This is a genomic window from Mycolicibacterium sp. XJ870, assembly GCF_053483975.1.
Window position 1 is genome coordinate 14,490 of record NZ_JBEFTI010000003.1, and the last position, 25,218, is coordinate 39,707.

24 protein-coding genes are annotated in these 25,218 nt (G+C 66.3%); 12 read left to right on the forward strand and 12 right to left on the reverse strand.

Going from position 1 to position 25,218, the window contains the following annotated elements; translation table 11 throughout:
• Together ABQF30_RS14995 and ABQF30_RS15000 are read right to left on the reverse strand one after the other, a co-directional pair.
• A complete protein-coding gene (locus ABQF30_RS14995; RefSeq protein ID WP_448465031.1) occupies positions 1-669 on the reverse strand; it encodes a VldE C-terminal domain-containing protein in 669 nt (222 codons plus the stop codon).
• 141 nt (positions 670-810) lie between these two features.
• Complete coding sequence (locus ABQF30_RS15000) at positions 811-1,524, reverse strand: GntR family transcriptional regulator (protein WP_448465033.1); 714 nt, start codon at positions 1,522-1,524, stop codon at positions 811-813.
• Between the two features lie 156 nt (positions 1,525-1,680).
• Here ABQF30_RS15000 and ABQF30_RS15005 point away from each other — a divergent pair, with 156 nt between their 5' ends.
• Genes ABQF30_RS15005 through ABQF30_RS15020 form a run of 4 tightly spaced genes read left to right on the forward strand, consistent with a single transcriptional unit; the run spans position 1,681 to position 6,068 of the window.
• Positions 1,681-2,655 carry a phosphate/phosphite/phosphonate ABC transporter substrate-binding protein gene (locus ABQF30_RS15005; protein ID WP_448465035.1) on the forward strand — a complete coding sequence of 325 codons (975 nt, stop codon included), beginning with the start codon at positions 1,681-1,683 and terminating at the stop codon, positions 2,653-2,655.
• Between the two features lies 1 nt (position 2,656).
• The gene (gene phnC, locus ABQF30_RS15010; protein WP_448465037.1) at positions 2,657-3,475 is read left to right on the forward strand and encodes a phosphonate ABC transporter ATP-binding protein; all 819 of its coding nucleotides are present in this window, start codon (positions 2,657-2,659) and stop codon (positions 3,473-3,475) included.
• Positions 3,472-5,070 carry a phosphonate ABC transporter, permease protein PhnE gene (gene phnE / locus ABQF30_RS15015; RefSeq protein WP_448465039.1) on the forward strand — a complete coding sequence of 533 codons (1,599 nt, stop codon included), beginning with the start codon at positions 3,472-3,474 and terminating at the stop codon, positions 5,068-5,070. Before phnC ends, phnE begins: the two co-directional genes overlap by 4 nt.
• Positions 5,046-6,068, forward strand: coding sequence for a zinc-binding dehydrogenase (locus tag ABQF30_RS15020; protein ID WP_448465041.1), 1,023 nt, complete (start codon positions 5,046-5,048; stop codon positions 6,066-6,068). Before phnE ends, ABQF30_RS15020 begins: the two co-directional genes overlap by 25 nt.
• Before the next feature lie 6 nt (positions 6,069-6,074).
• On the opposite strand, the gene ABQF30_RS15025 is transcribed toward ABQF30_RS15020, so the two are convergent.
• The 3 genes from ABQF30_RS15025 to ABQF30_RS15035 form a co-directional block, all read right to left on the reverse strand.
• Positions 6,075-6,962, reverse strand: a complete 888-nt coding sequence (locus ABQF30_RS15025; RefSeq protein ID WP_448465858.1) for a glycoside hydrolase family 16 protein — start codon at positions 6,960-6,962, stop codon at positions 6,075-6,077.
• 171 nt (positions 6,963-7,133) lie between these two features.
• Positions 7,134-8,651 carry a PE-PPE domain-containing protein gene (locus ABQF30_RS15030; RefSeq protein WP_448465043.1) on the reverse strand — a complete coding sequence of 506 codons (1,518 nt, stop codon included), beginning with the start codon at positions 8,649-8,651 and terminating at the stop codon, positions 7,134-7,136.
• Positions 8,652-8,813: 162 nt separating this feature from the next.
• Complete coding sequence (locus ABQF30_RS15035; RefSeq protein WP_448465045.1) at positions 8,814-10,634, reverse strand: Hsp70 family protein; 1,821 nt, start codon at positions 10,632-10,634, stop codon at positions 8,814-8,816.
• A 213-nt stretch (positions 10,635-10,847) separates the two neighbouring features.
• On the opposite strand from ABQF30_RS15035, the gene ABQF30_RS15040 reads away from it, so the two are divergent.
• Both ABQF30_RS15040 and ABQF30_RS15045 read left to right on the forward strand, forming a co-directional pair.
• A complete protein-coding gene (locus ABQF30_RS15040; protein WP_448465047.1) occupies positions 10,848-12,365 on the forward strand; it encodes an FAD-dependent oxidoreductase in 1,518 nt (505 codons plus the stop codon).
• A 39-nt stretch (positions 12,366-12,404) separates the two neighbouring features.
• Positions 12,405-12,863 carry a nuclear transport factor 2 family protein gene (locus ABQF30_RS15045; protein WP_448465049.1) on the forward strand — a complete coding sequence of 153 codons (459 nt, stop codon included), beginning with the start codon at positions 12,405-12,407 and terminating at the stop codon, positions 12,861-12,863.
• A gap of 2 nt (positions 12,864-12,865) precedes the next feature.
• Here the strand turns inward: ABQF30_RS15045 and ABQF30_RS15050 are convergent, their stop codons facing one another.
• Genes ABQF30_RS15050 through ABQF30_RS15060 form a run of 3 tightly spaced genes read right to left on the reverse strand, consistent with a single transcriptional unit; the run spans position 12,866 to position 14,988 of the window.
• The gene (locus tag ABQF30_RS15050) at positions 12,866-13,519 is read right to left on the reverse strand and encodes a L,D-transpeptidase family protein (RefSeq protein WP_448465860.1); all 654 of its coding nucleotides are present in this window, start codon (positions 13,517-13,519) and stop codon (positions 12,866-12,868) included.
• Positions 13,520-13,570: 51 nt separating this feature from the next.
• Positions 13,571-14,398 (reverse strand): SRPBCC family protein, encoded by an 828-nt coding sequence (locus tag ABQF30_RS15055; RefSeq protein WP_448465051.1) that lies wholly within the window; start codon positions 14,396-14,398, stop codon positions 13,571-13,573.
• On the reverse strand, positions 14,389-14,988 hold the full coding sequence (locus ABQF30_RS15060; protein WP_448465862.1) for a helix-turn-helix domain-containing protein: 600 nt from the start codon (positions 14,986-14,988) through the stop codon (positions 14,389-14,391). Before ABQF30_RS15060 ends, ABQF30_RS15055 begins: the two co-directional genes overlap by 10 nt.
• A 57-nt stretch (positions 14,989-15,045) precedes the next feature.
• Here ABQF30_RS15060 and ABQF30_RS15065 point away from each other — a divergent pair, with 57 nt between their 5' ends.
• A complete protein-coding gene (locus ABQF30_RS15065; RefSeq protein WP_448465053.1) occupies positions 15,046-16,512 on the forward strand; it encodes a bifunctional phosphatase PAP2/diacylglycerol kinase family protein in 1,467 nt (488 codons plus the stop codon).
• On the opposite strand, the gene ABQF30_RS15070 is transcribed toward ABQF30_RS15065, so the two are convergent.
• Complete coding sequence (locus ABQF30_RS15070; RefSeq protein WP_448465055.1) at positions 16,466-17,140, reverse strand: phosphatase PAP2 family protein; 675 nt, start codon at positions 17,138-17,140, stop codon at positions 16,466-16,468. The two genes, ABQF30_RS15065 and ABQF30_RS15070, sit on opposite strands and share 47 nt — an antisense overlap.
• A 57-nt stretch (positions 17,141-17,197) precedes the next feature.
• On the opposite strand from ABQF30_RS15070, the gene ABQF30_RS15075 reads away from it, so the two are divergent.
• From ABQF30_RS15075 to stf0, 3 genes are all read left to right on the forward strand, one after another.
• Positions 17,198-17,680 carry a hypothetical protein gene (locus tag ABQF30_RS15075; RefSeq protein ID WP_448465057.1) on the forward strand — a complete coding sequence of 161 codons (483 nt, stop codon included), beginning with the start codon at positions 17,198-17,200 and terminating at the stop codon, positions 17,678-17,680.
• Between the two features lie 74 nt (positions 17,681-17,754).
• A complete protein-coding gene (locus tag ABQF30_RS15080) occupies positions 17,755-19,125 on the forward strand; it encodes a sulfatase family protein (RefSeq protein ID WP_448465059.1) in 1,371 nt (456 codons plus the stop codon).
• 77 nt (positions 19,126-19,202) lie between these two features.
• Positions 19,203-20,006 (forward strand): trehalose 2-sulfotransferase, encoded by an 804-nt coding sequence (gene stf0, locus ABQF30_RS15085; RefSeq protein WP_448465061.1) that lies wholly within the window; start codon positions 19,203-19,205, stop codon positions 20,004-20,006.
• A 54-nt stretch (positions 20,007-20,060) separates the two neighbouring features.
• Here the strand turns inward: stf0 and ABQF30_RS15090 are convergent, their stop codons facing one another.
• Entirely contained in the window at positions 20,061-20,825 is a 765-nt protein-coding gene (locus ABQF30_RS15090; RefSeq protein ID WP_448465063.1) for a trans-aconitate 2-methyltransferase, read from the reverse strand.
• A gap of 20 nt (positions 20,826-20,845) precedes the next feature.
• Between ABQF30_RS15090 and ABQF30_RS15095 the strand changes: the two genes are divergently transcribed.
• Complete coding sequence (locus ABQF30_RS15095; RefSeq protein WP_448465065.1) at positions 20,846-21,724, forward strand: amidohydrolase family protein; 879 nt, start codon at positions 20,846-20,848, stop codon at positions 21,722-21,724.
• A gap of 36 nt (positions 21,725-21,760) precedes the next feature.
• A complete protein-coding gene (locus ABQF30_RS15100) occupies positions 21,761-22,960 on the forward strand; it encodes an alpha/beta hydrolase family protein (RefSeq protein ID WP_448465067.1) in 1,200 nt (399 codons plus the stop codon).
• On the opposite strand, the gene eccE is transcribed toward ABQF30_RS15100, so the two are convergent.
• Together eccE and mycP are read right to left on the reverse strand one after the other, a co-directional pair.
• Complete coding sequence (gene eccE, locus ABQF30_RS15105; protein WP_448465069.1) at positions 22,916-23,842, reverse strand: type VII secretion protein EccE; 927 nt, start codon at positions 23,840-23,842, stop codon at positions 22,916-22,918. The two genes, ABQF30_RS15100 and eccE, sit on opposite strands and share 45 nt — an antisense overlap.
• Entirely contained in the window at positions 23,839-25,215 is a 1,377-nt protein-coding gene (gene mycP / locus ABQF30_RS15110) for a type VII secretion-associated serine protease mycosin (protein ID WP_448465071.1), read from the reverse strand. Before mycP ends, eccE begins: the two co-directional genes overlap by 4 nt.
• Positions 25,216-25,218 lie beyond the last annotated feature (3 nt).

Genomic DNA, 25,218 nt, shown 5'->3' on the forward strand with positions numbered 1-25,218 from the left:
TCAGCGGAGGTACACCTCGCCGCCGTCGGGGTAACCGCCGCCCTTGGTGGTGATGTGGACGTGGTCATAGTGGCCGTAGCCGCCCCGGCGGGAACCGCCCGGCGTGTAATAGGTGCCCCGCCAAATGCAGTCCTGCAGGCCGAAGCGCTCCGCATGCTTGAGTGCGTACGCCACGATCTGGTTGCCGAGGGCGATCCCGGCCGCGCTGCTGGGGTTGGGGATCATCACATCCAGCGCCAACCCATTGGGGTGCCATTGCAGCGCGTCGGGTCGGACACCCCCGATGTCTTGGATCTCGGGAAAATCTGCGCTGATGCTGCGCGACGCCAGGATGGTTTTGACTTGCAAGCCCCGTTCCGGGGCATCTCCGGCAGGCAACAGCTGGGGTTTTGGCGGCATCGGGATCACCCGCCATCTCGAGGCCGCAGTGGGATGCGCCGAAACGAGGCTCACGCCCGCCGGCTCGACGACCGAAGCCTGCGCGGGCCCGGCCACGATCTCCATGCCGCGCAGCGGCCCGTCCTCGGCGAGGGGTTTGGGAGTTTCCTTAGCGGGTAATGAATGGACATCACCGCCGACCGCGAAGAACACAGCGGCCGGGGCGATGATCGCAGCCGCGAGAGCCGACGGATTGCGTCGGCCCGGGCTGGCTAATGCATGTCGGCCCACAGAGGCACCATACGGGCACGTCAAGACGGTGGCAGCAACCCCACCGCCAAACTGAGAGTTTCCTCAGAATCCTGTCAAGATCGGCGTGTCGGCTTTTTTGCAGGTCAAAGGTCACAAATCAGTCACGAAAATGAGAAAGCTCTAAGAATGCATGACGGCGGTAAAAGTCATCCGGTCTCCGCGGTACAAGGAGCGCCGTTGCTCGATCGGATCCCCGCTCTGGTCGTAGGACACCCGGTTGAGCAGAAACATGGGCGTGCGGCTGTCGACCGTGAGGAGGGCGGACTCGCGCGAGTCGGGTAGGGCTGTGTCGATGGTGTCCACGGTGCGCTCGAACGTGATCCCCCGGCGCCGTATCTCGGCGTACAGCGAGGCTCGGTAGTCGAACGTCTCCCGCAGGCCTGGATAGCGCGCAGCGGGCAGCTTCGTGGTCTCCAGACCCACCCGCACCCCGTCGGTGGTAAGCACGCGCTCCAACTGGATGATCGGCGCACCCACATCGATGCTCAGTTGGCCGGCGAGCGTTTCGTCGGCGACGAGATCCGTCCAACCGACGAGGATGCGCCCGGCGCTCAGGCCCTTGTCCTTGGCGGCCTCGGTGTAGGAGCCCATGGCGAGCGGCAGCGTCACTTTGGGCCGGGCGACGACGGTAGTGCGACCCAGCCGTTCGATGCGGCCGTCGAGCAGCAGCTCACGCAACGCCTGCCGCACGGTCTCTCGGGCGACATCGAACTGTTCGGCGATCTCGCGCTCGGCGGGAAACGAGTCACCGACCTCCATGCCGTCGAGCATTCGGTCCAGCTGCGCGCGGACCACCTGGTGCTTGAGAACTCGATGTTCGGCACTCGCAGTCACCTCGCTACCGTACCAATTCCTGGTATAGACCATGGTATAGACCAAGAAGTAGCGAGCTGTTTACCTCTCGTTCGCCTTCGATGAACCTGTTGGTATAGACCAACGCTCAGGGTGTGTGGCGGATCAACCCCGCCCCTCGAAAGGTCACCGCGCCTCATGAAGATACGCACCCGCCGTCATATCGGGGCCACTGCAGCAGTGGCGGCCAGCCTCGCACTGGCCATGTCCGGCTGTTCGAGTTCCGACAGCTCCGAGGCCACCACCGAGCAAGGCTTCCCCGAAACCATCACGCTGGCAGCCATTCCCGCCGAGAACTCCAGTGACCTCAAGGCCAGCTATGAGCCCCTGATCAAACTGCTGGAGAAGGAGACCGGCTCCAAGGTCGAGTTCGTGCAAGCCTCCGACTACGCCGGCGTGGTCGAGGGCATGATCGCCAACAACGTCGACCTCGCCTTCTTCGGGCCGTTCGCCTACGTGGTGGCCGGCATCAACGGCGCCAAGATCACCCCGCTCGGTGCTGTCATCAAAGACGAGGGGGAAAAGCCGGGTTACCAGTCCTACGGCCTGGCCCGGTCCGAAGAATCAAACATCAACGGCCTCAAGGATTTCGCCGGCAAGAAGGTGTGCTTCGTCGATCCAGGTTCGACATCGGGCTTCCTGTACCCGAGCGCTGGCCTGATCGAGGAGGGCGTCATCAAATCCGGTTCAGAGGCCGACATCTCGGCGGCGATGTCACCGATCTATGCCGGTGGCCATGATTCCTCGGCTCTGGCGATCGCCAACGGCGACTGCGACGCCGGGTTCGCGTTCGACACCATGGTCGACAAGACGATGGTCGAAAAGGGTGACCTCAAGGCAGGCCAGCTCAAGACCGTGTGGAAGTCGGAGATGATCGCGGGATCCGTGTTCGCCGCCAACGACTCGCTTGGCACCGAGGCCATCGACAAACTCAAGACGCTGTTCATCGACAAGGTTAACGTGACCAACTTTGAGGCAGAAGGCTATTGCGAGGGCGACGCCTGCCGCATCACCGACGAACGCGCCTGGGGCGTCGTGCCGGCGAACGACTCCGACTACGACGGCGTCCGCCACGTCTGCGACGTGACCGGCTCCGAGAAGTGCAAGGGCTGACGTGACCGCCGCCGGACCGGACGTTCCTGTTGCGGGCGACGACCTCGTTGTCGTCGCCCGCGACGTCACCAAGAAATTCGGTGACACTCTGGCGCTGGACAACGTCTCGCTCGACGTGCGCCGCAGCGAGTTGCTCGTCCTGCTCGGGTTGTCCGGGTCCGGCAAGTCCACCCTGCTGCGCTGCCTCAACGGGCTGCACCCGGTCACCTCCGGCGCCGTCGATGTCGGCGGCACCCGAGTGGACCAGGCCTCGGGCGCGCAGTTGCGCGCCCTGCGGCGCCGTGTCGGATTCGTGTTCCAGCACTTCAATTTGGTCGGGCGGCTCAGCTGTCTGGAGAACGTCCTCATCGGCGGCCTCGGACAGCTGCGGCTGCCCCGCTACGGTGCCCTCACATATCCCAAACGCATGCGCGCCGAGGCACTCGCGCACCTGGACCGGGTCGGGCTCGCCGATTTCGCCGAGCGCCGTGCCGACACCCTCTCGGGTGGCCAGCAGCAGCGAGTCGCCATCGCCCGCACCCTCATGCAGAAACCGGCCCTGCTGCTGGCCGACGAGCCGGTGGCCTCGCTAGACCCCGAAAATGCCGGTGTCGTCATGGATCTGCTGTTCCGAGTGTGCATCGAGGAGAAGCTGACCGTGGTGTGCACGCTGCACCAGGTCGATCTCGCGCTGGGCTGGGCCCACCGACTCGTCGGGCTGCGCAACGGTCAGAAAGTCCTGGATCGGCCCGCGGTCGGGATGACCCACGACGACGTCATGGCGATCTACCAACGCGTCGACCCCGCAGCCACCGACTCCACCATCGCGCGCCCCTCATGACCACAGAAGTCATCGACCGGCCCGCGGAGTCTGAACCGTCGGCGCCAAACCGCAAGCCGCCCTTGCCCGGTCTGCTGCATCTTGTGGCGGTGGCGGGGATCCTCGCGACGATCGTGTCCGCCTGGTCGATCGAGTTCTTCCCGGCCGCACTTATCGACGGACTCGACGAGGTGGCCGCGCTTCTGGAGCGGATGTTGCCACCGCGCCTCGACGATTCGGGCCGCATCGCGGGGCTGGCGATCGAGACACTGCTGATGGCCATCCTGGGCACGGTTCTGGCCGCAATCGCATCCGTGCCGCTGGCGTTCATGGCCGCTCGCAACACCACACCGCACCCCGCCGTGTATGCGGTGGCCCGTGCGATCATCACGTTCTGTCGGGCCATGCCGGACCTGCTGTTCGCGGTCCTGTTCGTCCGTGCCCTCGGAATCGGCGTGCTGCCCGGCATTCTCGCACTCGCGCTGCACTCGATCGGCATGCTCGGAAAACTGTTCGCCGACGCGATCGAGCAGACCGATCCAGGTCCGCGCGAAGCCGTGCGCAGCACCGGCGTCGGCTACTACCGCGAGATGCTCAACGCCGTGGTCCCCCAGGTGATCCCATCCTGGATCGGCACCTTCGTCTACCGGATCGACATCAACCTGCGCATGTCGGTGGTGCTCGGGTTCGTCGGCGCAGGCGGCATCGGCTTCGCACTGCAGGATGCGTTGCGTGGCTTGATCTATCCCCGGGCACTCGGCATCGTCTGCGTGATCCTGGTCATCATCACGGCGATGGAACTGCTGGCGATCCTCATCCGCCGGATGCTACTCACCACCGAGCAGTCGAGTCCCGGCCGCGACCGCGCCACCCGATTCACGTTCTCGGGTCTGCTGATCGGCAGCACTCTGGCGGCCTTGGTGGTCTTGGAGATCAACCCGCTGTCGCTGTTCACCTGGGTGGGTCCGTCCGTAGAAGTGTTCGGCCGGATGATCCCGCCCAACTTCGATGCCCTCGGCAGCGAGTTGTTCGTCGCCGCAGCACAAACCGTGGCGATCGGCGTGGTGTCGACCGCCATCGGCGTCGTGCTGTCCATCCCGGTCGGGATATTGGCTGCCCGCAATGTCACCCCGAACGCGACGCTGTACTGGGTGGCCAGGAGCTGGATCCTGTTGGTGCGGGCGGTACCTGAACTGATCCTGGCGGTCGTATTCGTCGCGGCGCTGGGTCTTGGACCGATCGCGGGGACGTGCGCACTGGCCATCGGATCGGTGGGCTTCCTGGCGAAGCTGGTCGCCGATGCCGTCGAAGAGATCGACCCCGGTCCCATGGAAGCGGTGCGGTCGGTCGGTGGCGGCTGGTGGAACACGTTGTTCTCCGCGGTGATTCCGCAATCGCTGCCCGCGCTGGTGGGGTCGAGCCTGTACTTGTTCGACGTGAACGTGCGGACCTCGACCATCCTCGGCATCGTGGGCGCAGGCGGGATCGGGTTTCTGCTGTTCGAGTCGATCCGGACACTGAACTTCGACGTCGCAGGGGCCATCGTCATCATCATCTTCGTCATCGTCTACGCCATCGAAAGGTTGTCGGGGTGGATCCGCTCACGCCTCGTGTGACGCTCGCGGCGGTCTGGACCGGCGGCCCAGGCGTCGAACTGCAGAAGGTCGAGATCCCCGAACTCGGCGACGGAGACATCCTGGTACAGGTGCGGTTGGCCACGGTGTGTGGCAGCGATCTGCACACCGTATCCGGGCGACGGTCCGCCGCCTGCCCCTCGATTCTCGGACACGAAGCCGTGGGTGAGGTCGTCGGTGTCGGGGCCGGCGCGAGCGCCGAACTCGGTCAGCGTGTGGTCTGGTCGGTGACCGTCGCATGTGGTGAATGTGCCCGCTGCCGTTCAGGTTTCACAGCGAAATGCACTTCGGTGCGCAAGGTCGGGCATGAACCGTTCGACGGTGACTGGCCGTTGTCGGGTTCCTATGCCGAACATGTGGTGCTCCCCCGCGGCACGACGATCGCCGTGGTGCCCGAAGGCCTGCCCGATGCGGTGGCCGCGCCCGCGGCATGTGCGACGGCAACGGTGATGGCGACCCTGGAAGCCGCGGGCGACCTCGACGGCCGGCGGGTTCTGATCGGCGGAGCCGGCATGCTGGGCCTCACCGCGGTCGCGGCGTGTGCCGAAGCCGGTGCCGATGTCCAGGTCGTCGACATCGCCACCGAACGTCTGGACCAGGCACTGCAGTTCGGTGGTCGGCCATCTGACGGTGGCCAGGTGGACGTGGCAATCGATTACACCGGGTCCACCGCGGCGGTCGCCGAGGCGTTGAGCCGGCTCGACACCGGTGGGGTACTCGTGCTGGCGGGCTCGGTCACGCCCGGGCCGTCGTTGGTGGTGGACCCCGAAGCGGTTGTGCGGCAATGGTTGACGATCACGGGCGTGCACAATTACGAGCCACGGCACCTTCACCGGGCCGTCGAGTTCCTCAACCGCACCCGCGCCCGCTACCCCTGGCCATCACTGGTGACCCCACCGATCCCGCTCGAGGATCTCGCGTCGGCGTTGCATCCGCCGCCGACCGGGAAGCTACGGACAGCAGTTGCGCCGCGCCCATAGGCCCGATCAGCCCTGGAACACCCTGATCCAGTCGACCAGCATTTCGGCCGGGTAGTTACCCCCGGCAGGTTCACGGCCTCCCGAGCCGCCGACCGCGATGTTGAACACCGGCACCATGGTGTAGCCCGGATCGTTGAACGGCCAGTCCTGCAACGAATTCGCCGGAACCTCGAAGAACGGCTCCATGCCGGGGGCGAAGTCCTTCCAGAAGTACATCCCCTGCGGCGTCCACGACATCCGCCAGGTGTGCCACGCGCTGTCGACCGGGTGCCGGTTGGTGGCGAACGACGTGCCGTCCAGCCGGGCATGCACCGTGGTGCCCGATGGCCAGTCGCGGTTGCCGTACCACTCGACCAGATCGACCTCGCCACCACGGACCGGATTGTCATTGAGAACCCAGAACGCCGGCCAGGCTCCGTCGGTCAGGCAGTTGAGCTTGACGCGGGCCTCCCAGGTGGTGCCGATGCCGCCCCGCCACAGGCCAACGACCTTGGCGCTGGCGTACTTTTCCTGGATCGTGGTGCCCGGCCCCCGCGTCGCGCGAATGACCAGGTTGCCGTTGCCGTCCTGGAATGCGTGTTCCTGGTCGGTGACATACCGCCCCATGTTGAAGGGCTTGTCCCACTCAACCGGATTCTTGATGGTCTCGCGGGCCGGCACAAGGTGCCACCGCGCCGGGTCGGGCGGCGAACCCGCCGGACCGTCGAACTCGTCCTGGAAGACGAACGCAGGCTGGGCAGCCGCCGGTGGAGTCGGCCCCCCGGGCACCGGCGCCGCCGGCCCTGGCCCCGGCGGGCTATCTCCGATGATCGGGTCCGCGTTGGCCACGCCGGCGGGCAGCGCTGCGGCTGCAACCCCCAGACCCATCATGAACATCACACTGCGGCGATCCATTTCAGGCACAGCCACACAATAAAGGGGCGGGGACGGATACGGCGTATTTCTGTGGGGCCAAGGCCTGTGGGGTCGGGCCGCGAAGTCCCGCTTTGAGCGGTAAACCCCCAGCTAAGCGCACCTTGCGGACGTGTCCTCGCGCACCAGAATTTTCCGCAGCAAGATTCGTCATCAGTCGTCGTCGCCCGCGTTCGATTCCGTGCTGGACGCCGCCTTGTCCTCGGTATCGCCGCCGTCGCCGTCATCGTCCTTGGTGCCGGCTTTAGTGCCGCGATTCGCCTTCTTGACCGCGGACCGTACGTCGTCCGTCACCTTGTCCATTTGATCGCGGAGTCCCTTGACGGCGTTGCGCGTCTGGCTGCGGGCATCTTTCACCGCGTCCTGGACGCGGTTTCGGACCTGCGTGGTCGAGTCACGGAGCTCATTGCGAACAGGCTTCTTGGCCACCTCGACAACAGACTCCTCCACGAGTTCCTCAGCCTGCCCGACATCCGTCCCGAGATCTGCGGTGATGCTAAGGGGCGCATCAAGTTCCGGAGCGGTGTCTTCGGGTTCTGGTTGGCCCGGGAGGAACTCGTCGCGGAATCCCCGCACCAGAGCGCGGGCGACGTCCACCGGCACCTGCAGATAGGCGGCCGGTGAATCCAGCGGGAACTCCGACAGCAAAGGAGTCGGGACGCCGGCGGTGTCGTAGGTGCGGTGATACGTACCGTCCGCTTCGCGCACGACGTCGGGGTAACCGATGTCGACGAGGATCTGCACCGCGGGCTGGATCGCGTCGGCCAGCGGAGTGTCGAGATCCCACCCCGTCACCGCGTTGATCACCCGCACCGGCAGCCGCATCGGCTCCAACAGCGCCAGATCATTCGGCACCAGAGTGACGTAGTACGACTGCCCGGCAGTGAGTCCGGTGATAACGCCTGCGATGTTGGTGAGGATGCCGTCGGTGTCGTCGCCTGCCACTTCCACGCCGCCGAGCAGGTTTGTCAGAAGGATCGAGGCGGCAATGGAATTCGCCCAGGACACCGGGTTGAGCGTCACGGGGGCATCGGACATCACGTCATACGCCCAGGTGACATCAATCGTCGTGGTGTTGAGGCCGATCCCCGGAACAGTGCCCGGTGTGCGTCCCCCCGGTGGTGTCACGGGGTCGATACCGAAGAGCTCGGCCACCGGAGCAAACCGCGCCCCGAGGCCGCCGTTGGGTCGGCCCGGGTTCCGGAGCAGGACGAGCACCATGTTTGTTCGGCGGGGGAACAGCTGACTGCCGGGCAGCAACGGGTCGTATCCCTCACGAGTGTTGCCCTGCGCACTCTCTATCAACGCTTGGTAGGCCTGCGTGGTGGCCGATGAGCCCAAGCCGAAGCCCAGAACCACGGCCGCGCGACTGTTCAGGGTGAACCCGACCCCGTTGATCGCATTGTTGATGTCGACCGAATGGGCCGGGACATTCTCGATTTCGACGCCGAGCGCATCGAATATCGCCTGCACTTCCGCCGGCAGCAGGCCCTCGATGTCAACGCCGAGCGCATCGAGTACCCGGAAGACCGGGCCGGTCGTGAATACTCCTGTGGCTGCTTGCGCATCCGGCACCGGCTGTGCACCGATGCCCACCGTCAACGACGCGGCCATTGCAGCAGCTGCGCCCACCATCGCGAATTTCTGAACTGTCCCACCCGTTGCCGCCATTGTCGGGACGGTACGCCGCCGGTGGCCGACGATTACGCCTTTAGCAAAGGCAGTTTCAGGTCAACGAAGTGCGCATTTGCTGAAACAACGCCGAGTAATCGCGGTTCCGGCGCCGAACACGTCGCCAGCACGGTTGATGAGCAACCGTGACCGTCACGGCAATCAGGGGTAAGGCTGGAACGGATTTTGCGGTTGCTGCGGATACGGATACTGCGGCTGTTGCGGATACGGATTCTGCGGCCCCGTATTCGGCACCTGTATCGGGATCGGCACCGGCACGAACGGCACCGTGACGTACGTCGTCGTCATCGGGTTGGTCGTGGTCGTCGTGGTGGTGGGTGTGGTTGTCGTCGTGGTCGTCGTTGTTGTGGTCGTCGTTGTTGTGGTGGTGGTTGTTGTCGTAGTCGTTGTGGTTGTGGGCGGCGTCGTCGTGGTTGTGGCCACCTGGGTCGTGGTGACCGGCGGCGGAGGCGGCGGCGCCTGGGTCGCGGTGACCGGCGGTGGCGGCGGCGCTTCGGTCACGGTCACGGGCGGAGGTGGCGGCGGTGCGACGGCGCTGGGTGGAGGTTCCTCCGTCAACGGTTTCGGTTCGGCGGTACGCACTTCAGACGTGGGCGTGCTGCCCGTCGAGCTGGTCAGTGCATACGTCACCCCGCCGATCGCCAGCAGGGCACACGCCGCGGCCACCCCGAATGCCGTCATCGGCAACCGCTTCCACCCGCCGCTTGGCTGTTCGATCGGGCCGGTCGGGGGCACGTATTGCACCGCAGGCCGAGCTGCCGTCTCACTACCGTAGGGCTCCATGAGGTCCGGCCCGGTGTAGGGAACGACGTCGTCGTCGGTGTCGTCCTGCGACCAGGCCAGCGCTCGGAATGTCGCGGAACCTGCTTCCTCGGAAGGCATTTCGACAACAGGAGCAGCCGCCACGCCCAACGTGGGCGCCGCACCGGTCTGCGCTTCGGCATCGGAGACATAGGCCGCCGACAGCGCGGCGCCGATCGCGGCATCCAATGCCGGCTGCGGTGTCGTCACCACCACCGCGCGGGAGTTCTCCGAAAGCTGTTGGGTGATCAGCGGAATACTGGCCCCGCCACCGATCGTCACCACCGCCGAAACCGCCGGCCAACTGATCCTGTTGCGCTCCAACGCTTTCTCGAGCGCGGCCAGCACACCGGCGAGGGGCTGTTGCATCAGCGATTCGAGCTCGGTACGGGTGACACGGACAGTGGCGGTATACCCGGGCAATTCGACCGGCAGGTCGGTCGCGGTCACTGCAGACAGTCGTTCCTTGGCCTGGCGGCATTCCTCCCGCAGGCGGCTCAACGACCCGACGGCCGCTGTTCCGGCCGGATCGATGCCGCCGGCCGATGCGACGCCGTCGAGCACATGCGTCAACAACGCCTGGTCGATCTGATCGCCGGAGAAGTCCGGGTACCGGCTGGTCTCGTCGATCGGTTCGAACGACGACGCCGCGTCGGCAAGGGTGATGCTGGTGCCGCCACCACCAAAATCCAGCAGTGCCACCACCCCACTGGCAGGCAGGCCGGGATTGGCCCGCAGCGCAGCCAGGGATGCAACGGAGTCGGGGATCAACCGGGCGGGCATGCCGTCACGGGACAGGCTGGGATTCGTGCGAAGCGCGTTCCGCAGCGCACGCAGCGTGGGCGCACCCCAGTGCGCGGGTACCGCGATGGCCAATTGCGGTGACGGCCCACCGGCCGCTTCGACCATCGCGTCGAGCGCCTCGACCAACAGGGTGTCGGCGGGATAGGAGGCCCCGTCGGGCGCCACCAGAGGCACCGGGTCACCGACACGTTCGACGAACCCGCCGAGCGTCGTGCCATGACCTGAATCGGGCAGGCCGACCTGCGGCGTACGGTCCGTCGACAGGGTCAACACCGATCGCCGGCTGACGGGTTGATTGCCGACACGCGCCGCAACCAAGTTGGTGGTGCCGATCGACAACCCCAACGGGTCGCTCATAACGCCCGCCACCCTAGTCGTTGAACGGATCAACATTCATCCGACACTCCGCGCCGGTCGGTCCAAGCACGTTCCGCCAACGCGCCTTTGACCTATCGCAGCAACCACGCACCCGCAGCGTCACGCCTAATGAACACCGGTTTGTGGCGAGCCGTGGGCAACGTTTCGACCGTGATCCGTTTCGTTCTGCCGAGCCGGGGTACAGGCAAGGCCATGACGTCACTGTGGCTTGCTGACCACCCCCCGCGACCGATCGCCCCTCAACCGCTCGACGAAACGAACCGGACCGCCGACGTGGTCGTGGTGGGAGCGGGTATCACCGGCCTGATCACCGCTGTGTTGCTCGCCCGAGCGGGTAGGGATGTCCTGGTACTCGAAGCCCACACCGCGGGCGCGGGCACCACCGGCAACACCACCGCGAAGATCAGCCTGTTGCAGGGCACCAAGATGTCGAAGATCGTCGGCAAGCACGGACCCAAGGTCGCCAAGCAGTACGTGCAGGGCAACCTGGAAGGCCAGGACTGGCTGGCCGGGTACTGCGAGGCGCGTGGCATCGGGTTTCAGCGCGAGGACGCCTACACCTACGCACAGTCCGAGGAGGGGGTCCCGTCGGTGCGGGCCGAGCTCGATGCCTGCCGGGCTGCGGGCCTCGACGTCGACTGGCTCGACGATGCCAGCGACGAGGCACAAGTACCGTTTCCGTTCCACGGCGGGGTGAAGTTGGCGGATCAAGCCCAGTTCGATCCGATGCCGTTGCTGGACAGCCTGATTGCCGAACTGGCCGAGCGCAACGGGCGGCTGGCCGAAGGCGTCAGGGTCCAAGAGGTTTCCGGCGACGGGAGCGGGCTCAAACTCCACGTGCGGACGCACGCCGGCACCGAGTTCGACGTGCTCGCAGGCCAGTGTGTTCTGGCCACGGGAATCCCGATCCTCGACCGCGGTGGATACTTCGCGCGGCTCACGCCACACCGGTCGTACTGCATGGCATTCCGGGTACCGGGGAACCTCACCCGCGGCATGTACATCTCGGCCGATTCACCCACGCGTTCGGTGCGGTATGCGCCCACCGCAGACGGCGACCGGCTCATCGTCGGCGGTGCGGGCCACCTGGTCGGCCGCCAGGCCAACGCGGCCGAGTCGGTGCAAGAACTCGCGTCCTGGGCGAAGGTGCACTGGCCCGGCGCGACGCAGACGCACTACTGGTCGGCGCAGGACTACACCCCCGTCGACGGCTTGCCCTATGTGGGACCGATCCTGCCCGGCCACGACAAGATCTATGTGGCAACAGGCTTCGACAAGTGGGGCATGACAAACGGGACCGCAGCGGCGCTGGCACTCTCCAGCGGGATCCTGGGCGGCCGGATGGATTGGGCCGACGCCTTCGCCAGTTGGAGCCCGCACGAGCTGTCGGGCGTTCCCGCCGCCGTGCGGGCCAACCTCGAGGTCGGCCTGCACCTGGCGAAGGGCTGGATCGCGCCGGTCACCCGGATGGGCAACCGCCCATCGGACGACGGCGGCGTGGTCAGCGGACCGCCATGGCACCTGGAGGCCTGCAGCGTGGTCGACGGCGTCGAACACCGCGTGTCGCCGGTGTGTCCGCACCTGGGCGGCATCGTCAACTGGAACGACGCCGACGAATCCTGGGAGTGCCCACTGCACGGGTCACGCTTCGCCCCCGACGGCACTCTGCTGGAAGGCCCGGCCACCCGGAACCTCACTGCCGCCCAATAACCTCCATGACCGGACGGCAGGTGTGCTGAAATGTCGGGCATGAGCGACATCGATGAGATCAAGCAAGTCAAATACCGGTACCTGCGTGCCCTGGACACGAAGAACTGGGACGACTTCGCCGAAACCCTCACCGAGGACGTCGCCGGAGATTACGGGCAGTCCCTGGGCGAGGCGCTGCACTTCACCGACCGCACCGCACTGGTGGACTTCATGAAGCGGTCACTGGGGCCGGAGATCATCACCGAACACCGGGTCGCGCACCCCGAGATCACCGTCGACGGGGACGAGGCCACCGCCACCTGGTACCTACAGGACCGCGTGATCGCCGCAGACTTCAACTTCATGCTGATCGGGGCGGCGTTCTACCACGACCGCTACCGCCGCACGAGTGACGGCTGGAAGATCAGTGCCACGGGCTATGACCGCACCTACGACGCCACCATGTCGCTGGAGGGGTTGAATTTCAAGCTGAAACCCGGTACCGCGCTGAATATTTGACGTTACTTCGCGACGGCGATCAGCGCGCCTGGTCGCAGCCATCGCATGATCTGCACGAGTGTGGCGTCTTCGATCGCCACACATCCCGCGGTGGGCCCGCCGTCGGTGGTGTGCACAAAGAACGCACCGCCGTTGCCGGGCACCCGGGCCTTGTTGACGCCCATCACGACCGCGTGCTTGTACTGCGGGATCTGGAGATTCTCGGTACCGCTGCTCAGGTCGGTGTTGAACGGGCACTGCGCCTTCTTGCACACCTGCATGGTGTTGTAGGTCGGGCTCTTCATATCGCCGTCCCACCAGTGATCCGGGCCCACTTGGACATACTGCAGGCCCCCGCCCGGGTTGGGCGCGGTCCCGAACGCGAAGTCGAGCGTGAAGATGCCCATCGGCGTTTTCATCTCGCCGTCATGGGTTTGCGGCGCCATGCCGTTGGACCCGATGTTCGCGGGGATGCCGACGCCGATCGGCTGCCAGCCGGCAGGCCCGCGCTGCCAAACATCCATTTTTGCCTTCGAACCACCCACGCCGACAACGGAAATCACCTGGGTGGCGTTGCCAACCGATTGCGCGAACCACGGCGCGTCGACGGCGACGGCGACCGGTGCGCAGGTGAACGCGAGGACGGCTGCGCTGAGTAAGGCCAGCAGTCGACGCACCCGTCCATCCTGGCCGTCGCGGCTCACGCGTCGATCAAGGTTGGGACACGATCACGTCGCGGCTTTCTCACTCTCCAAGCGGTCCTGCAACCAGGCTTTCCATCGCGGTTGTTCGGCCGCCGCGGTCGAAGCAGCCTGGGCCCCGTACAGATACAGGGTGACCACTACCCGTGTCTCGTCGCCTACCGGGTAACTGCCGAAGACCGCGACGCCATGACAGGGTTCGTCGAGGCGGATCATCAACTCACACGTCTGTGCGTCCAGCTTGAAGCGTTCGACGACGCCGGCCAGTCGGGGCGCATTCCCCGAGGTTTCGACGCGATCACCGATGTTCGCCCCGGCCAGATTGAGTGCAGTGGTGAGCCGTGACCACAACGCGGGCATCGGGCCGGGGCGGCCGGTCGTGGCGTGCACTGCCGCGGCGGGTTGCCCGGCGTAGTGCCTGAGGTAGACCCGCAGCACTTCGAAGAATCCGGGCCATCCGCCCTCGAAGCTCTCCAATTCGTCGTCCCAGTCGTCCTTTTCGGTGAACAGGCTGTGCACCAACCGGACCACGCAGGAATCACCGGAGCTGCTTCTGACCACCACCTCGGTGGCCACCGGCGGCGCGTCGCCGTTCCAGCCCGGCTCCTCGTAACTGAACCGCACCGGGGGCTCCCAGCCGGTGACGATGCCGGACGACGACGGGTCACCGCAGTTCTCCTCCCCGAAGTCGAATGTGATTGCACCACCGACTCGTTCGTCGACAGTCGTGGGGGTGAACCAGGCGCTCATCCCCGGCCCGGTGGCGATGGCCTGCCACACCTGTTCGGGGGTTCCCGGCACCAGAAATTCCATCTCGACCCAGCGGCGGCCGGAATCGTCTTTCCTCAGCGGCATTTCAGCTCCTCGGTGTTCGGTTTCGGGTATGCGGCGACAACCAGCCGGTGCTCGCGTCCGGCTGGATGGCCGTCGTCGTGGTAACGGGCCGCCAGGGACGTGACCGCCTCGGACAGCTCGCGCGTGAAGGCGGCGCGGTCAGCCGGTGTGCGGAACCGGATCACGGTGTCGACCGACAGTGTGGCCAGCCGCTTGTTCCTGGCCCGCGCCGTGCGCCACAGACCACCGACCTCCCGCACGGTCCGCGCGGACAGCGCGATCAGATAACTCGCGGACAGCCGGTCGTTGGCCCGGCCAGGGTCCGCCGCGGCGGGCCCGAGCGCGCCGGGCGACACCACGTACGACGACGCGGTCGCCACCAGGAGTCGCTCGGTGAGCCCACCCCACTGGCGTTCCCCCGCGACGGTCACCAGCTGGTGCTGTTCCAGCGCCCGCAGGTGGTAATTGACCTTCTGCCGGGTGATTCCGACTCGGGCGGCCAGCGTCGCAGCCGAGGCAGGCTCATGCAGCTCAGCCAGCAGGCGGCTGCGGATCGGATCCAACGCGACGACGGCCGCCGACGGATCGTCGATGACCTCCAGCTCCAGCACGTTGCCATCGTCACTCTTGACAGTTTTATTTGTCAAGAGACCGGATATGTTGGCGTCATGGATGTGCGCAGGATCGGCAAGGGGCTGGGAACGCTGGACCGCGAGGTCTTCGAAGCAGTTGCCGAATCACCCAGCCCGTTGCTGGATGCCGCGATGCCCAAGCTCAGTAGGGCTGCCGACCATTCGAAACTGTGGTTCGCGATCGCTGCCGGCCTCGGAGCGGTGGGCGGCGCGTCGGTGCGGCGCGGCGTCAGCCGTGGCATCGCCAGCCTTGCGGTGACCAGCCTGGTGACCAACCAGGTGGCCAAGCGGATATGGCGCAGGCCCCGACCCGACCGCACCCTGATACCGACCGCCCGCAGGACCCGGCGGGTACCGACCTCTCACTCCCTGCCGTCCGGCCATTCCGCCAGCGCTGCAGCGTTCGCCGTGGGTGTCGGGCTGGAAAGCCCGCCGGTCGGTCTGACGCTGGCCCTGCTGGCGGGGCTGGTCGGGCTGTCCCGGGTGGCCACCGGTGCGCACTATCCCGGCGACGTGTTCGCCGGCTTCGGCATCGGCGCAGGCATCGCGATCCTCGGCGCCAAAGTGGTGCCGCCGATACCGACGGCCGTCAATCGACCCAACGTCGCACCGCTGCGGTTCAAGACCGATCCACGCCCGGACGGCGCCGGGGTCGTGTTGGTGATCAACCCGGCCTCCGGCGGCGGCACCGGCGCCCGCATCCTCGACGAGGTGCGAAAGACCCTGCCCGGCGCGGAAATCGTCGAACTCACCGACGACGACGATCTGGAGAAGGCGCTGCGCGATGCGGCCTCGCGCTGTGAGGTGCTGGCGGTCGGCGGCGGCGACGGGACGGTGGCTTGCGCAGCAGGCGTAGTCCTCGACACGGGTGTTCCGCTGGCCGTGTTCCCCGGCGGGACGTTCAATCACTTCGCCAGAGACATCGGCTGCGATTCGGTGGCCCGTACCGTCGAAGCCATCCGGCAGGGCACGGCTGCATATGTGGACCTGGTGTGCCTCAACGAGAAACAAATGGTGATCAACACCGCGAGCATCGGTGCGTACCCGAAGTATGTGCGGAGGCGGGAAAAGCTCGAACATCGGTTGGGCAAACGGCTGGCCGGCGTGTACGCGATGTACCTCACGTTGCGCCGCGACGATCCGGTGCGCATCACCTACGACGACAAGACTTTGGACACTTCGCTGTTCTTCCTGGGCAACTCGACGTATATGCCGTCGGGCTTCGCCCCGTCGGTCCGCCAGCGCATGGACGACGGCCTGCTTGACGTACGGATCCTGGAGACCGGGCGCCGGTTCAGCCGCACCAGGATCGCGACGGCGGTTGCGCTGGGCCGGCTGGAACGCAGCCCGCTCTACCACGAATTACAGGTGCCGGAGTTCCGGTTCGCGACCGTCGGCGGGCCCGCGATGCTCGCCCATGACGGAGAGGTCGGTGAAGCGTGCAACGAAGCCACCTTCAGCGTGCGATACCGGGCGCTGCCGGTGTTTCGGCCACTGCAGTGACCGTCGGATACGGCGGAGCCAGCAGCAGGCACCCCACGAAGTAGGCATAACCCAGCGCCCAGCCGGCCAGCACGTCGGACGGATGGTGGACGTTGAGCACCACCCGACCGATCCCTATCGCGACGACGAGCGCGAGCCCTGCCGCCACCCACCAACCACGCGACGCGGGACGCAACAGCGGCCACGCCACGGCGAGCAAGGCCAGCACGCTGACCATCACCCCGAGCGCATGCCCCGACGGGAACGACGACCACGACGCGTAGACGAGTGCCGACGGCGGGCGCGGGCGGTCGGCCAGCGCCTTGGCGAGCTGGATCACGATGCCGTTCAGTGCGATGGTCAGCAGCAGAAACAGCGCGATGCGGAAGTGCCGCCGCACCAACGCGACAACGATGAGCACCAAGCCCACCAGCCGGAACGCCATCGGACCGAACACGGTGCAGAACACGTCCCAGCCCGTCACCCAGGCAGGATGGGCGGTCCCGTATCGGAACGGGCCGGCCAGGCCGGCATCGTCCAACTCGACCAGCCAGTTCCAGTGCAGGCCGTAACCGACCCACAACAGCGCGTACAGCGCGACGGCGACAACCGCCGAAGCGATCAGCAGTCCGGTACGTGTCGTCCCCACTCGATCATCTCTACCAGCTCCAACGGCTCGCCAACGATGGCGAGCTACCGTGCAGACATGGCACTGTTTCTGCGAAAGCTGCTGCGCATCGGCCGTCTTCCGGACGCTCTGCGCGCGGAGACCGAAGCCGAAGGCATCGTCTTTCTCGCCCAGTATGTCCCGATCACCAGGCGATTCACCGGTTCCATCCCAGGCAAGCGGTCCGCGGGCAGCATCGCCAGTTACGCCGGTTCCCTTGTACTCACCAATGAGCGCGTGCTGGCGACCATGGCGACGATGCCCAAGCTGGCCGGCCGCAGCATCGACCAGGCCTGGACGGCACCGCAGGGTGGCGCGGTCAAGGCCGAACTCACGCCCACCGGTCTCACCTTGGACGCCGATCTGGCCGAGATCGATCCGCGCTGCGAAGGGCATCTATCGTTGCACTACAAGACCGCCATACCCGACGACGTCCTGGCGCGCGTGCCGCGCCGGTCCCTGGCGTTCGATGTGGCCCCGGAGTACGTGTTCCGGACGATCGGGGTGCCGTACCACCCGTAGCTTCTCGATGAGTCAAACGCTTGCGGGTCCGCGGCCAAGGCTGTTCGGTCGTCGAGTGACAGGAAGGATGTGACGTGACCGAGCCGCAACGGCAGAACCTGCTGATCGTGCACTGGCATGACCTCGGGCGCTATCTCGGCGCCTACGGCCACTCGGACGTGCGCAGCCCCCACCTCGACCAATTCGCGGCCGAGGGGATTGTGTTCACCCGCGCGCACGCCACCGCACCGTTGTGCTCGCCGTCGCGCGGATCGCTGTTCACCGGTCGCTACCCGCAGAGCAACGGCCTGCTGGGCCTGACCCACCACGGTTGGGAGTACCGTGCCGGGGTGCGCACCCTCCCCCACATTCTGTCCGAATCAGGCTGGCACACAGCGCTGTTCGGCATGCAGCACGAAACGTCGTATCCGGCGAAGCTCGGTTTCGACGAGTTCGACGTGTCCAACTCCTACTGCGAATACGTCGTCGAACAGGCCGTCGGGTGGCTGACCGCCCCGCCACCGCAACCGTTCCTGCTCACCACCGGCTTCTTCGAGACGCACCGCCCGTATCCGCGCGATCGCTACGAACCCGGCGACCCCGCCACGGTCGCAGTGCCCGACTATCTCCCCGACACCGATGCGGTCCGTGAAGACCTTGCGCAGTTCTACGGCTCGATTGCGGTTGCCGACGCCAAGGTCGGCGAGCTGCTCGACACCCTCGCGGCGACCGGACTCGACGAGACCACCTGGGTGGTGTTCATGACCGACCACGGTCCAGCGCTGCCGAGAGCGAAGTCGACGCTGTACGACGCCGGCACGGGCATTGCGCTGATCGTGCGGCCGCCCCGCCGGGCCGGTATCGCGCCGCGCCGCTATGACGAACTGTTCAGCGGCGTCGACCTGGTGCCCACCTTGCTCGAACTGCTCGGTGTCGATATTCCCCGCGAGGTCGACGGTTTGTCACACGCCAGCAACCTGATCGACCACACCGAAGATCTCCGGCAAGTACGCACCGAGGTGTACACCACAAAGACCTATCACGATTCATTCGATCCAATTCGTGCCATCCGAACGAAGGAATACAGCTACATCGAGAATTACGCCCCTCGGCCATTGTTGGACCTGCCCTGGGATATCGCCGACAGCCCGCCCGGTAGGACACTGGCGGGCGACGTGCTCGCACCGCGGCCCGGCCGCGAGCTCTACGACCTCATTGCGGATCCGACGGAGTCCGACAACCTGCTCGGACCTGGAGCCACCGACAAAGCGGAAGCGGTCGCGGACGAGTTGGCACTGCTACTCAACGACTGGCGGCAGAAAACGCTCGACGTCATTCCCTCTGATTTCGCGGGAACCCGAATATCCGAGCGATACACCGACACTTATCTGCATATCCATGGTCGCCCCGCCACCAGCCGGTCGCCCATCGCGTCCGAACGCGGTATCACCGAAACACACCAATAGTTTTCGTCACCGCGCACGAAAAGACGTGCGTTACGTAGGGCCACCACTGCAAATCAAATGGCGCTAGAGTCTCGCGCATGCCCGACCACCCGACCGCCTACCTGGTGCTCGCGTCGCAGCGCAGCGGCAGCACGCTGCTGGTGGAGTCACTGCGCGCCACCGGCGTGGCCGGTGAACCGCAGGAGTTCTTCCAATACCTGCCGACCACCAGCCAATCGCCGCAGCCGCGGCAGTGGTTCGCCGACATCGACGATCAGTCGATCCTGAGGCTGCTCGATCCGCTCGACGAAGGAAAGCCGGACCTGGCCCCGTCGAACATCTGGCGTGACTACATCCAGACGGTGGGGCGCACGCCCAACGGCATCTGGGGCGGAAAGCTGATGTGGAACCAGACGCCGCTGCTGATGGACCGCGCCAAGGGACTGCCGGACAACTCTGGGCCGGGGCTTCTCTCGGCGATCCGCGACGTCGTCGGCAGCGATCCGGTACTGATCCACGTGTACCGGCCAGACGTGGTCTCCCAAGCGGTTTCGTTCTGGCGGGCAGTGCAGACCAGGGTGTGGCGGGGCAGACCGGATCCGGTGCGCGACGCCCGCGCCGAGTACCACGCGGGCGCGATCGCCCACATCATCATGATGTTGCGCGCACAGGAAGAAGCCTGGCGGGACTGGTTCGCCGAAGAAGACATCAAACCCATCGACGTCTCCTACCCATACCTGTGGCGCAACCTCACCCAGGTGGTGGGAACCGTGCTCGAGGCACTCGGCCTCGACCCGCGCCTGGCCCCGGCCCCGGTGCTGGAACGCCAGGCCGACCAACGCTCCGACGCATGGGTGGACCGGTACCGGCTGGACGCCGAGACGGCAGGCCTACCCCTCTAACCCCTGTGATTTGTGGAGTTTTTCCCGCACGCAGTACGGCTAAGACGCCACGAATCACTGGGTTTGGGCGACGACGAACACCCGGCGGAACGGGAAGAACGTGGTGCCGTCCGGCCGGGCCGGATATGCCTGTGCCAGCAGCGGGATGATGGCCTTGCGGTACTGCTGCCAGGCCTCCTCGCTCAGCCGGCTCTTGACCTGGGTGAGCGCGGTACCGGTGATCCAATCCAAAACCGGTGTGTCACCGGTTAATTGGTGCACATAGGTGGTTTCCCAGGCGTCCACCACGCAGTCGGCATCGGTGAGCATTCCGGCGTACTCCACCGGGGTGTCCACTTGATGTGCATCGCGCCAGGGCATGTCGCGCAAGGCATCCGCGAACGGCGCCATGCGCGCCACTTCCCGCACGGCCTGATGCGAGGGTGAGTCGAAATTGCCCGGCACCTGGAATGCGAGCCATGACCCGGCCGCCAGTTGCCGCGCCCAGCGCACCACGAGCTCACGATGCGAGGGCACCCACTGCAATGCCGCGTTGGCCACCACCACATCGGTGTCGGGCTGCGGTGCCCACTCCTCGATCGCGCCGAGGTGAGCGTCGATACCGCGGGCTTGAGCCGCGGTCACCATCTCCGGCGAGCTGTCCCACGCCTCCAACGTCGCCCCCGGCCAGCGCCCGCCCAGCGTCTCGGTCAGGTTGCCCGGCCCACAGCCCAGATCAACCACGCGGCGCGGCGCCAGGGCTCCTACCCGGGTCAACAGGTCGTAGAACGGGCGGCCGCGGTAATCGGCGAAGGCCAGATAGGTATCGGGATTCCACACGGGTCTAATCTTCCCTGACGATGGATGAATCGGAATCAGTACGAGCTCTCTGGACCTCCCTGGGCCTGCCCGGCATCGTCGACGTCCACACCCACTTCATGCCCAAGCCCGTGATGGACAAGGTGTGGCAGTACTTCGACGGCCAGGGCCCGCTGATCGGCCGGGAATGGCCGATCAGGTACCGCGCCGACGAACAACAGCGGGTCGCCACGCTGCGGTCGTTCGGGGTGCGGCGATTCAGCTCACTGGTGTACCCGCACAAGCCGGACATGGCAGCGTGGCTGAATCAGTGGGCGATCGACTTCGCCGCGAAAACCCCGGACTGCCTGGCCACCGCCACGTTCTACCCCGAAGCGCACGCCGCGGGCTACGTCGCCGCAGCCATCGATGCCGGCACGCGAGTCTTCAAAGCGCACATCCAGGTGGGTCGCTACGATCCGAACGATCCCATGCTCGACGAGGTCTGGGGGCTCATCGAAGATGCGGCGGTGCCGGTCGTGATCCACTGCGGATCGGGTCCGGTACCGGGCGAATACACCGGCCCGGACCGGATCGCACGCCTGTTGCGTCGCTATCCGCGGTTGGTCTTGATCGTCGCGCACATGGGCATGCCCGAGTACACCGAATTCCTGAACCTCGCCGAGCAATTCGAGCAGGTGAGGCTCGACACCACGATGGCCTTCACGCCGTTCGTCGAATCCACCATGCCGTTTCCCACCGCGGACGCGAACAGGCTGCACGCGCTGAGCGAGCGGATCTTGTTCGGCAGCGACTTCCCCAACATCCCGTATGGGTATGCCGAGGCCGTGCAGAACCTGATCGACCTGCCCTACGTCGACGATGACTGGCGGCGCAATGTGCTGCACGACAATGCCGCACGGCTGTTCGGGCTGAATTAACCGGTCACCTACAGTCCGGCGGTTAGCATCGGGAACGTGGAGCCGTCCAGCATTGACCCGGTTGATCCGCCAATCCCCATTCCCGATGTGCAGGGCGCCGACGCAGGATCTCGTGGCCTGCCGCGGCGGGTGGACCTCACCGTGCGGCAGCGCGCGATCGTCGACGCATCGGCCGCCGCTGATATCGCGTTGCGCACCGGCGTCGCGTCGATCGTCGCCGCAGCCATGCTGCCCCGCACTCTCACATCGATCGTGCGGCCCTCGGGTTCTCGAACAGAACACGAGCACATGCGGTTCTACGCCGAATTGGCCACCGCGCAGGACCCCGAGGTCTCCTTCCCCGCCCCGACCGAGCCGCCCCGCGTCTCGTCTCGGCCGGCGAATCCGATCGCCGAGTGGATCGCGCATGGCCGCGTCGAGAACATTCGATTCTCCAGCAGCTTCACCGCCGTCAATCCAGCACTGCGCACGCAGTGCGGTGGATTCACGCGCAACAACGTTGTGCGTGCCCAGCATTGGCGCCACAACGACGGACCACATCCCACGCTGTGCGTCATTCACGGTTTCATGGGGTCGCCGTATCTGGCCAATGGACTGTTCCTGTCCCTGCCGTGGTTCTACCGGTCGGGCTACGACGTGTTGTTGTACACCTTGCCGTTTCACGGTGCCCGCGCCGAAAGGTTCTCACCGTTCAGCGGTTACGGCTTCTTCGCGAACGGCTTCGGCGGGTTCGCCGAGGGCATGGCCCAGGCGGTGCACGACTTCCGTTCGATCATCGACTATCTGGAGTTCACCGGCGTCGATCGGATCGCGCTCACCGGCATCTCGCTTGGCGGTTTCACCTCGGCCCTGCTCGCAGGCGTCGACGACCGCATCCAGGCGGTCATCCCGAACGTGCCGGTGGTCACCCCGGATCGCACGGTCGACGAATGGTTCCCGGCCAACAAGCTGGTGGCGCTCGAGCGTTTTGTCGCCAGAACGGATCCCGAACTGTCGGAGGCTGCTACGCGCTACGCCTCGCCGTTGAACTACCGGCCGCTGATCGCCAAGGACCGCAGGCTGATCATCACCGGCCTCGGCGACCGGCTGGCTCCGCCGCAGCAGGCCGAAATACTGTGGGAACACTGGGATCGCTGTGCGTTCCACTGGTTCCCCGGCAACCACCTGCTGCATGTGAGCCAGCCGGACTACCTACGCCGGATGACCCGCTTCCTGCGGGATTTCATGTTCGACTGACCGTCGCTTGAGCAGCGTCTCCGGCGTCGCGGCCGGCTTGCCGTCGAGCCGATTCGACGACAACGGGTTCAACGCCGCCAATGCCAAGCGGTGCCGTCCCCGGGCCGGGGTGAGGCCGGGCGCCGGCGCCTTGACGCCGGGCCGTTCGCCGGTACGGATCGCAGCACCCACAGTGAGCAGCGGATGTGCCGGGGACCCGGTGAATTCCAGTGCCGTCCACGTCTCCTGGGAGTCCACGGTCCCGATCGCAGCGAGCACCTCGTCGAGTCGGTCGGTGACCGCCACCTGGTAGGCCGCGACAAAACCGGAGTCGTCCTTCACGCCCCGCCAGGTTTCCTTCGCCGGGGCGGGTAGCGGGGTATCGACGCCGTCGACGATCGTGACCGTCCAGCCATGCTCGCGCAGATGGTCGGCCAGTCGTCGGCCCACCACTTCGGTGGTGTCCTGCAACGGAATTCGCGGTGAACGGGCACGCAGGGCGTCCAGGTTGTCGGTTGCGGTCACAGTCAGACTGATCCAGGAACGCCGGGTGCCGTTGGCATCGCGGTGGCTGATCCGGACCTTGTCGCACCGGATGCCGTACCGGTCCAGGTAGTCGACCACCACGGGCAACTGGGCCGCAACCGCTGGATCGACGCGAAGGACGACGGTCGCGGCGTCGTCAACAACCTTGTCCTGCTTGCCTTTCGACAGGTTGCGACTCCACATTGCGATCCGCCGGCCGACCCGCGTGGTGAAGAACAGCCCACCCCACCATGCGAACAGCACGAGCACGGCGGCAATGGAGACGCCCAGCACCCATCGCTCGGTGGTGGTCTGCCAAGGTCTGGCCAGCACCGCCGCGACGATGAATACGGACGCCAGCGCTAGGCGGGCGGTCATGTGGTCTTGTCCTTCCGTCGGTATGCGATCGCAGCGATGGCCGCCAAGGCAAGTGCTCCGGTGCCGGCGAAAGCGATGATTCGCGGGGTGTTGTCACGCGGGGCGGGTTCTGGCGGTGCGGCAATGGGTTTGCCTTCGGGGGCTGCGGGGCCGTCCAGCGGGATGTCGGCGACGTCCCACGTCAGTGCCGCCACCGGATCGACGCCGCCGGCACCGATGACATTGGACGGCGACCGCGCCGCGCCCTGTGCCGTCGTGGTCAGGCGGTGCACGATCTGGCGTGCATTGAGATCCGGATACTTACTGCGCACCAAGGCCGCAACCCCGGACACGTACGCGGCGGCGTAGCTCGTACCGCTGAGCGGAACCAGCCGGTCCTGATCCGAGGGCATCGCGTTGGACAACCCTGCGTTGGGTGCATTGCTCACCGATGTGATGTTCTCCCCCGGTGCGGCAATGCCCACCCAGGGCCCGGCCATGGTGAACCCGGACGGCTGGCCGGTGACATTCAACGAGCCGACCGAGAGCACGTAGGGCTGCCACCACGACGGTATCGAGACTGAGTTGACCCCGCCCCAGTTGCGGGCATCGCCCGGGGTGCCTGCGTTGGAGAGCGGATTGGATTCGCAGGCCGACCCGGTCGAGACACCGCCCCGATTGTTGCCGGCGGCCGCGACGATGACCGCATCCTTCTCGACCGCGGCATAGCGCAGGGCCGCACCGAGTTCGGTCTGGTCAACAGACTTGTCGGCAGGAAGGCACGTCACGACGGAGATGTTGATGACCCGCGCGCCCATATCGGCGGCACGCACCACGGCACGGGCAAGGCTCGCGACATCCGTTGCGGCACGTGCCTCGACCGCATCCGCACCCGGTGTACGCGGGGCGAACCGGGGCGAGTTCTGCCGGATGGAGATCAGCCGGACGGCCGGTGCCACGCCAGAAAAGCCGTCGGATCCGGGCTGACCGGCAATCAGGCCCGCGACGGCAGTGCCGTGCCCGTCACAGTCGGTCAGGCCGTCGGTCGATTCGATGAAGTCACCGCCGCCTTCGACGTTGGGCAGCCGCGGTCCCGGCTGCACACCGGTGTCGATGACCGCGACGGTCTGCCCTTCTCCGCGGCTGTGCTGCCACGCTCCAGGAAGGTTGAGCGCCAACTGGTTCGGGCTCACGACACCGGGATCGGTACCGGGCAGCACGCCGTTGACGGCGCACTCGGAGCGTTGCGCCATCGCTTGTACCGGTCCTGCACTGCCGGGCGGTGGGCCGATCTGCGGGTCGACCTCCGGCGGGCCGATGGCGCCCGCGGACGGGCATCCGATCAGCAGCACCAGACCCGCCGTCGCGAGGACGCCCAGGCTTTTGTGAATCACCGA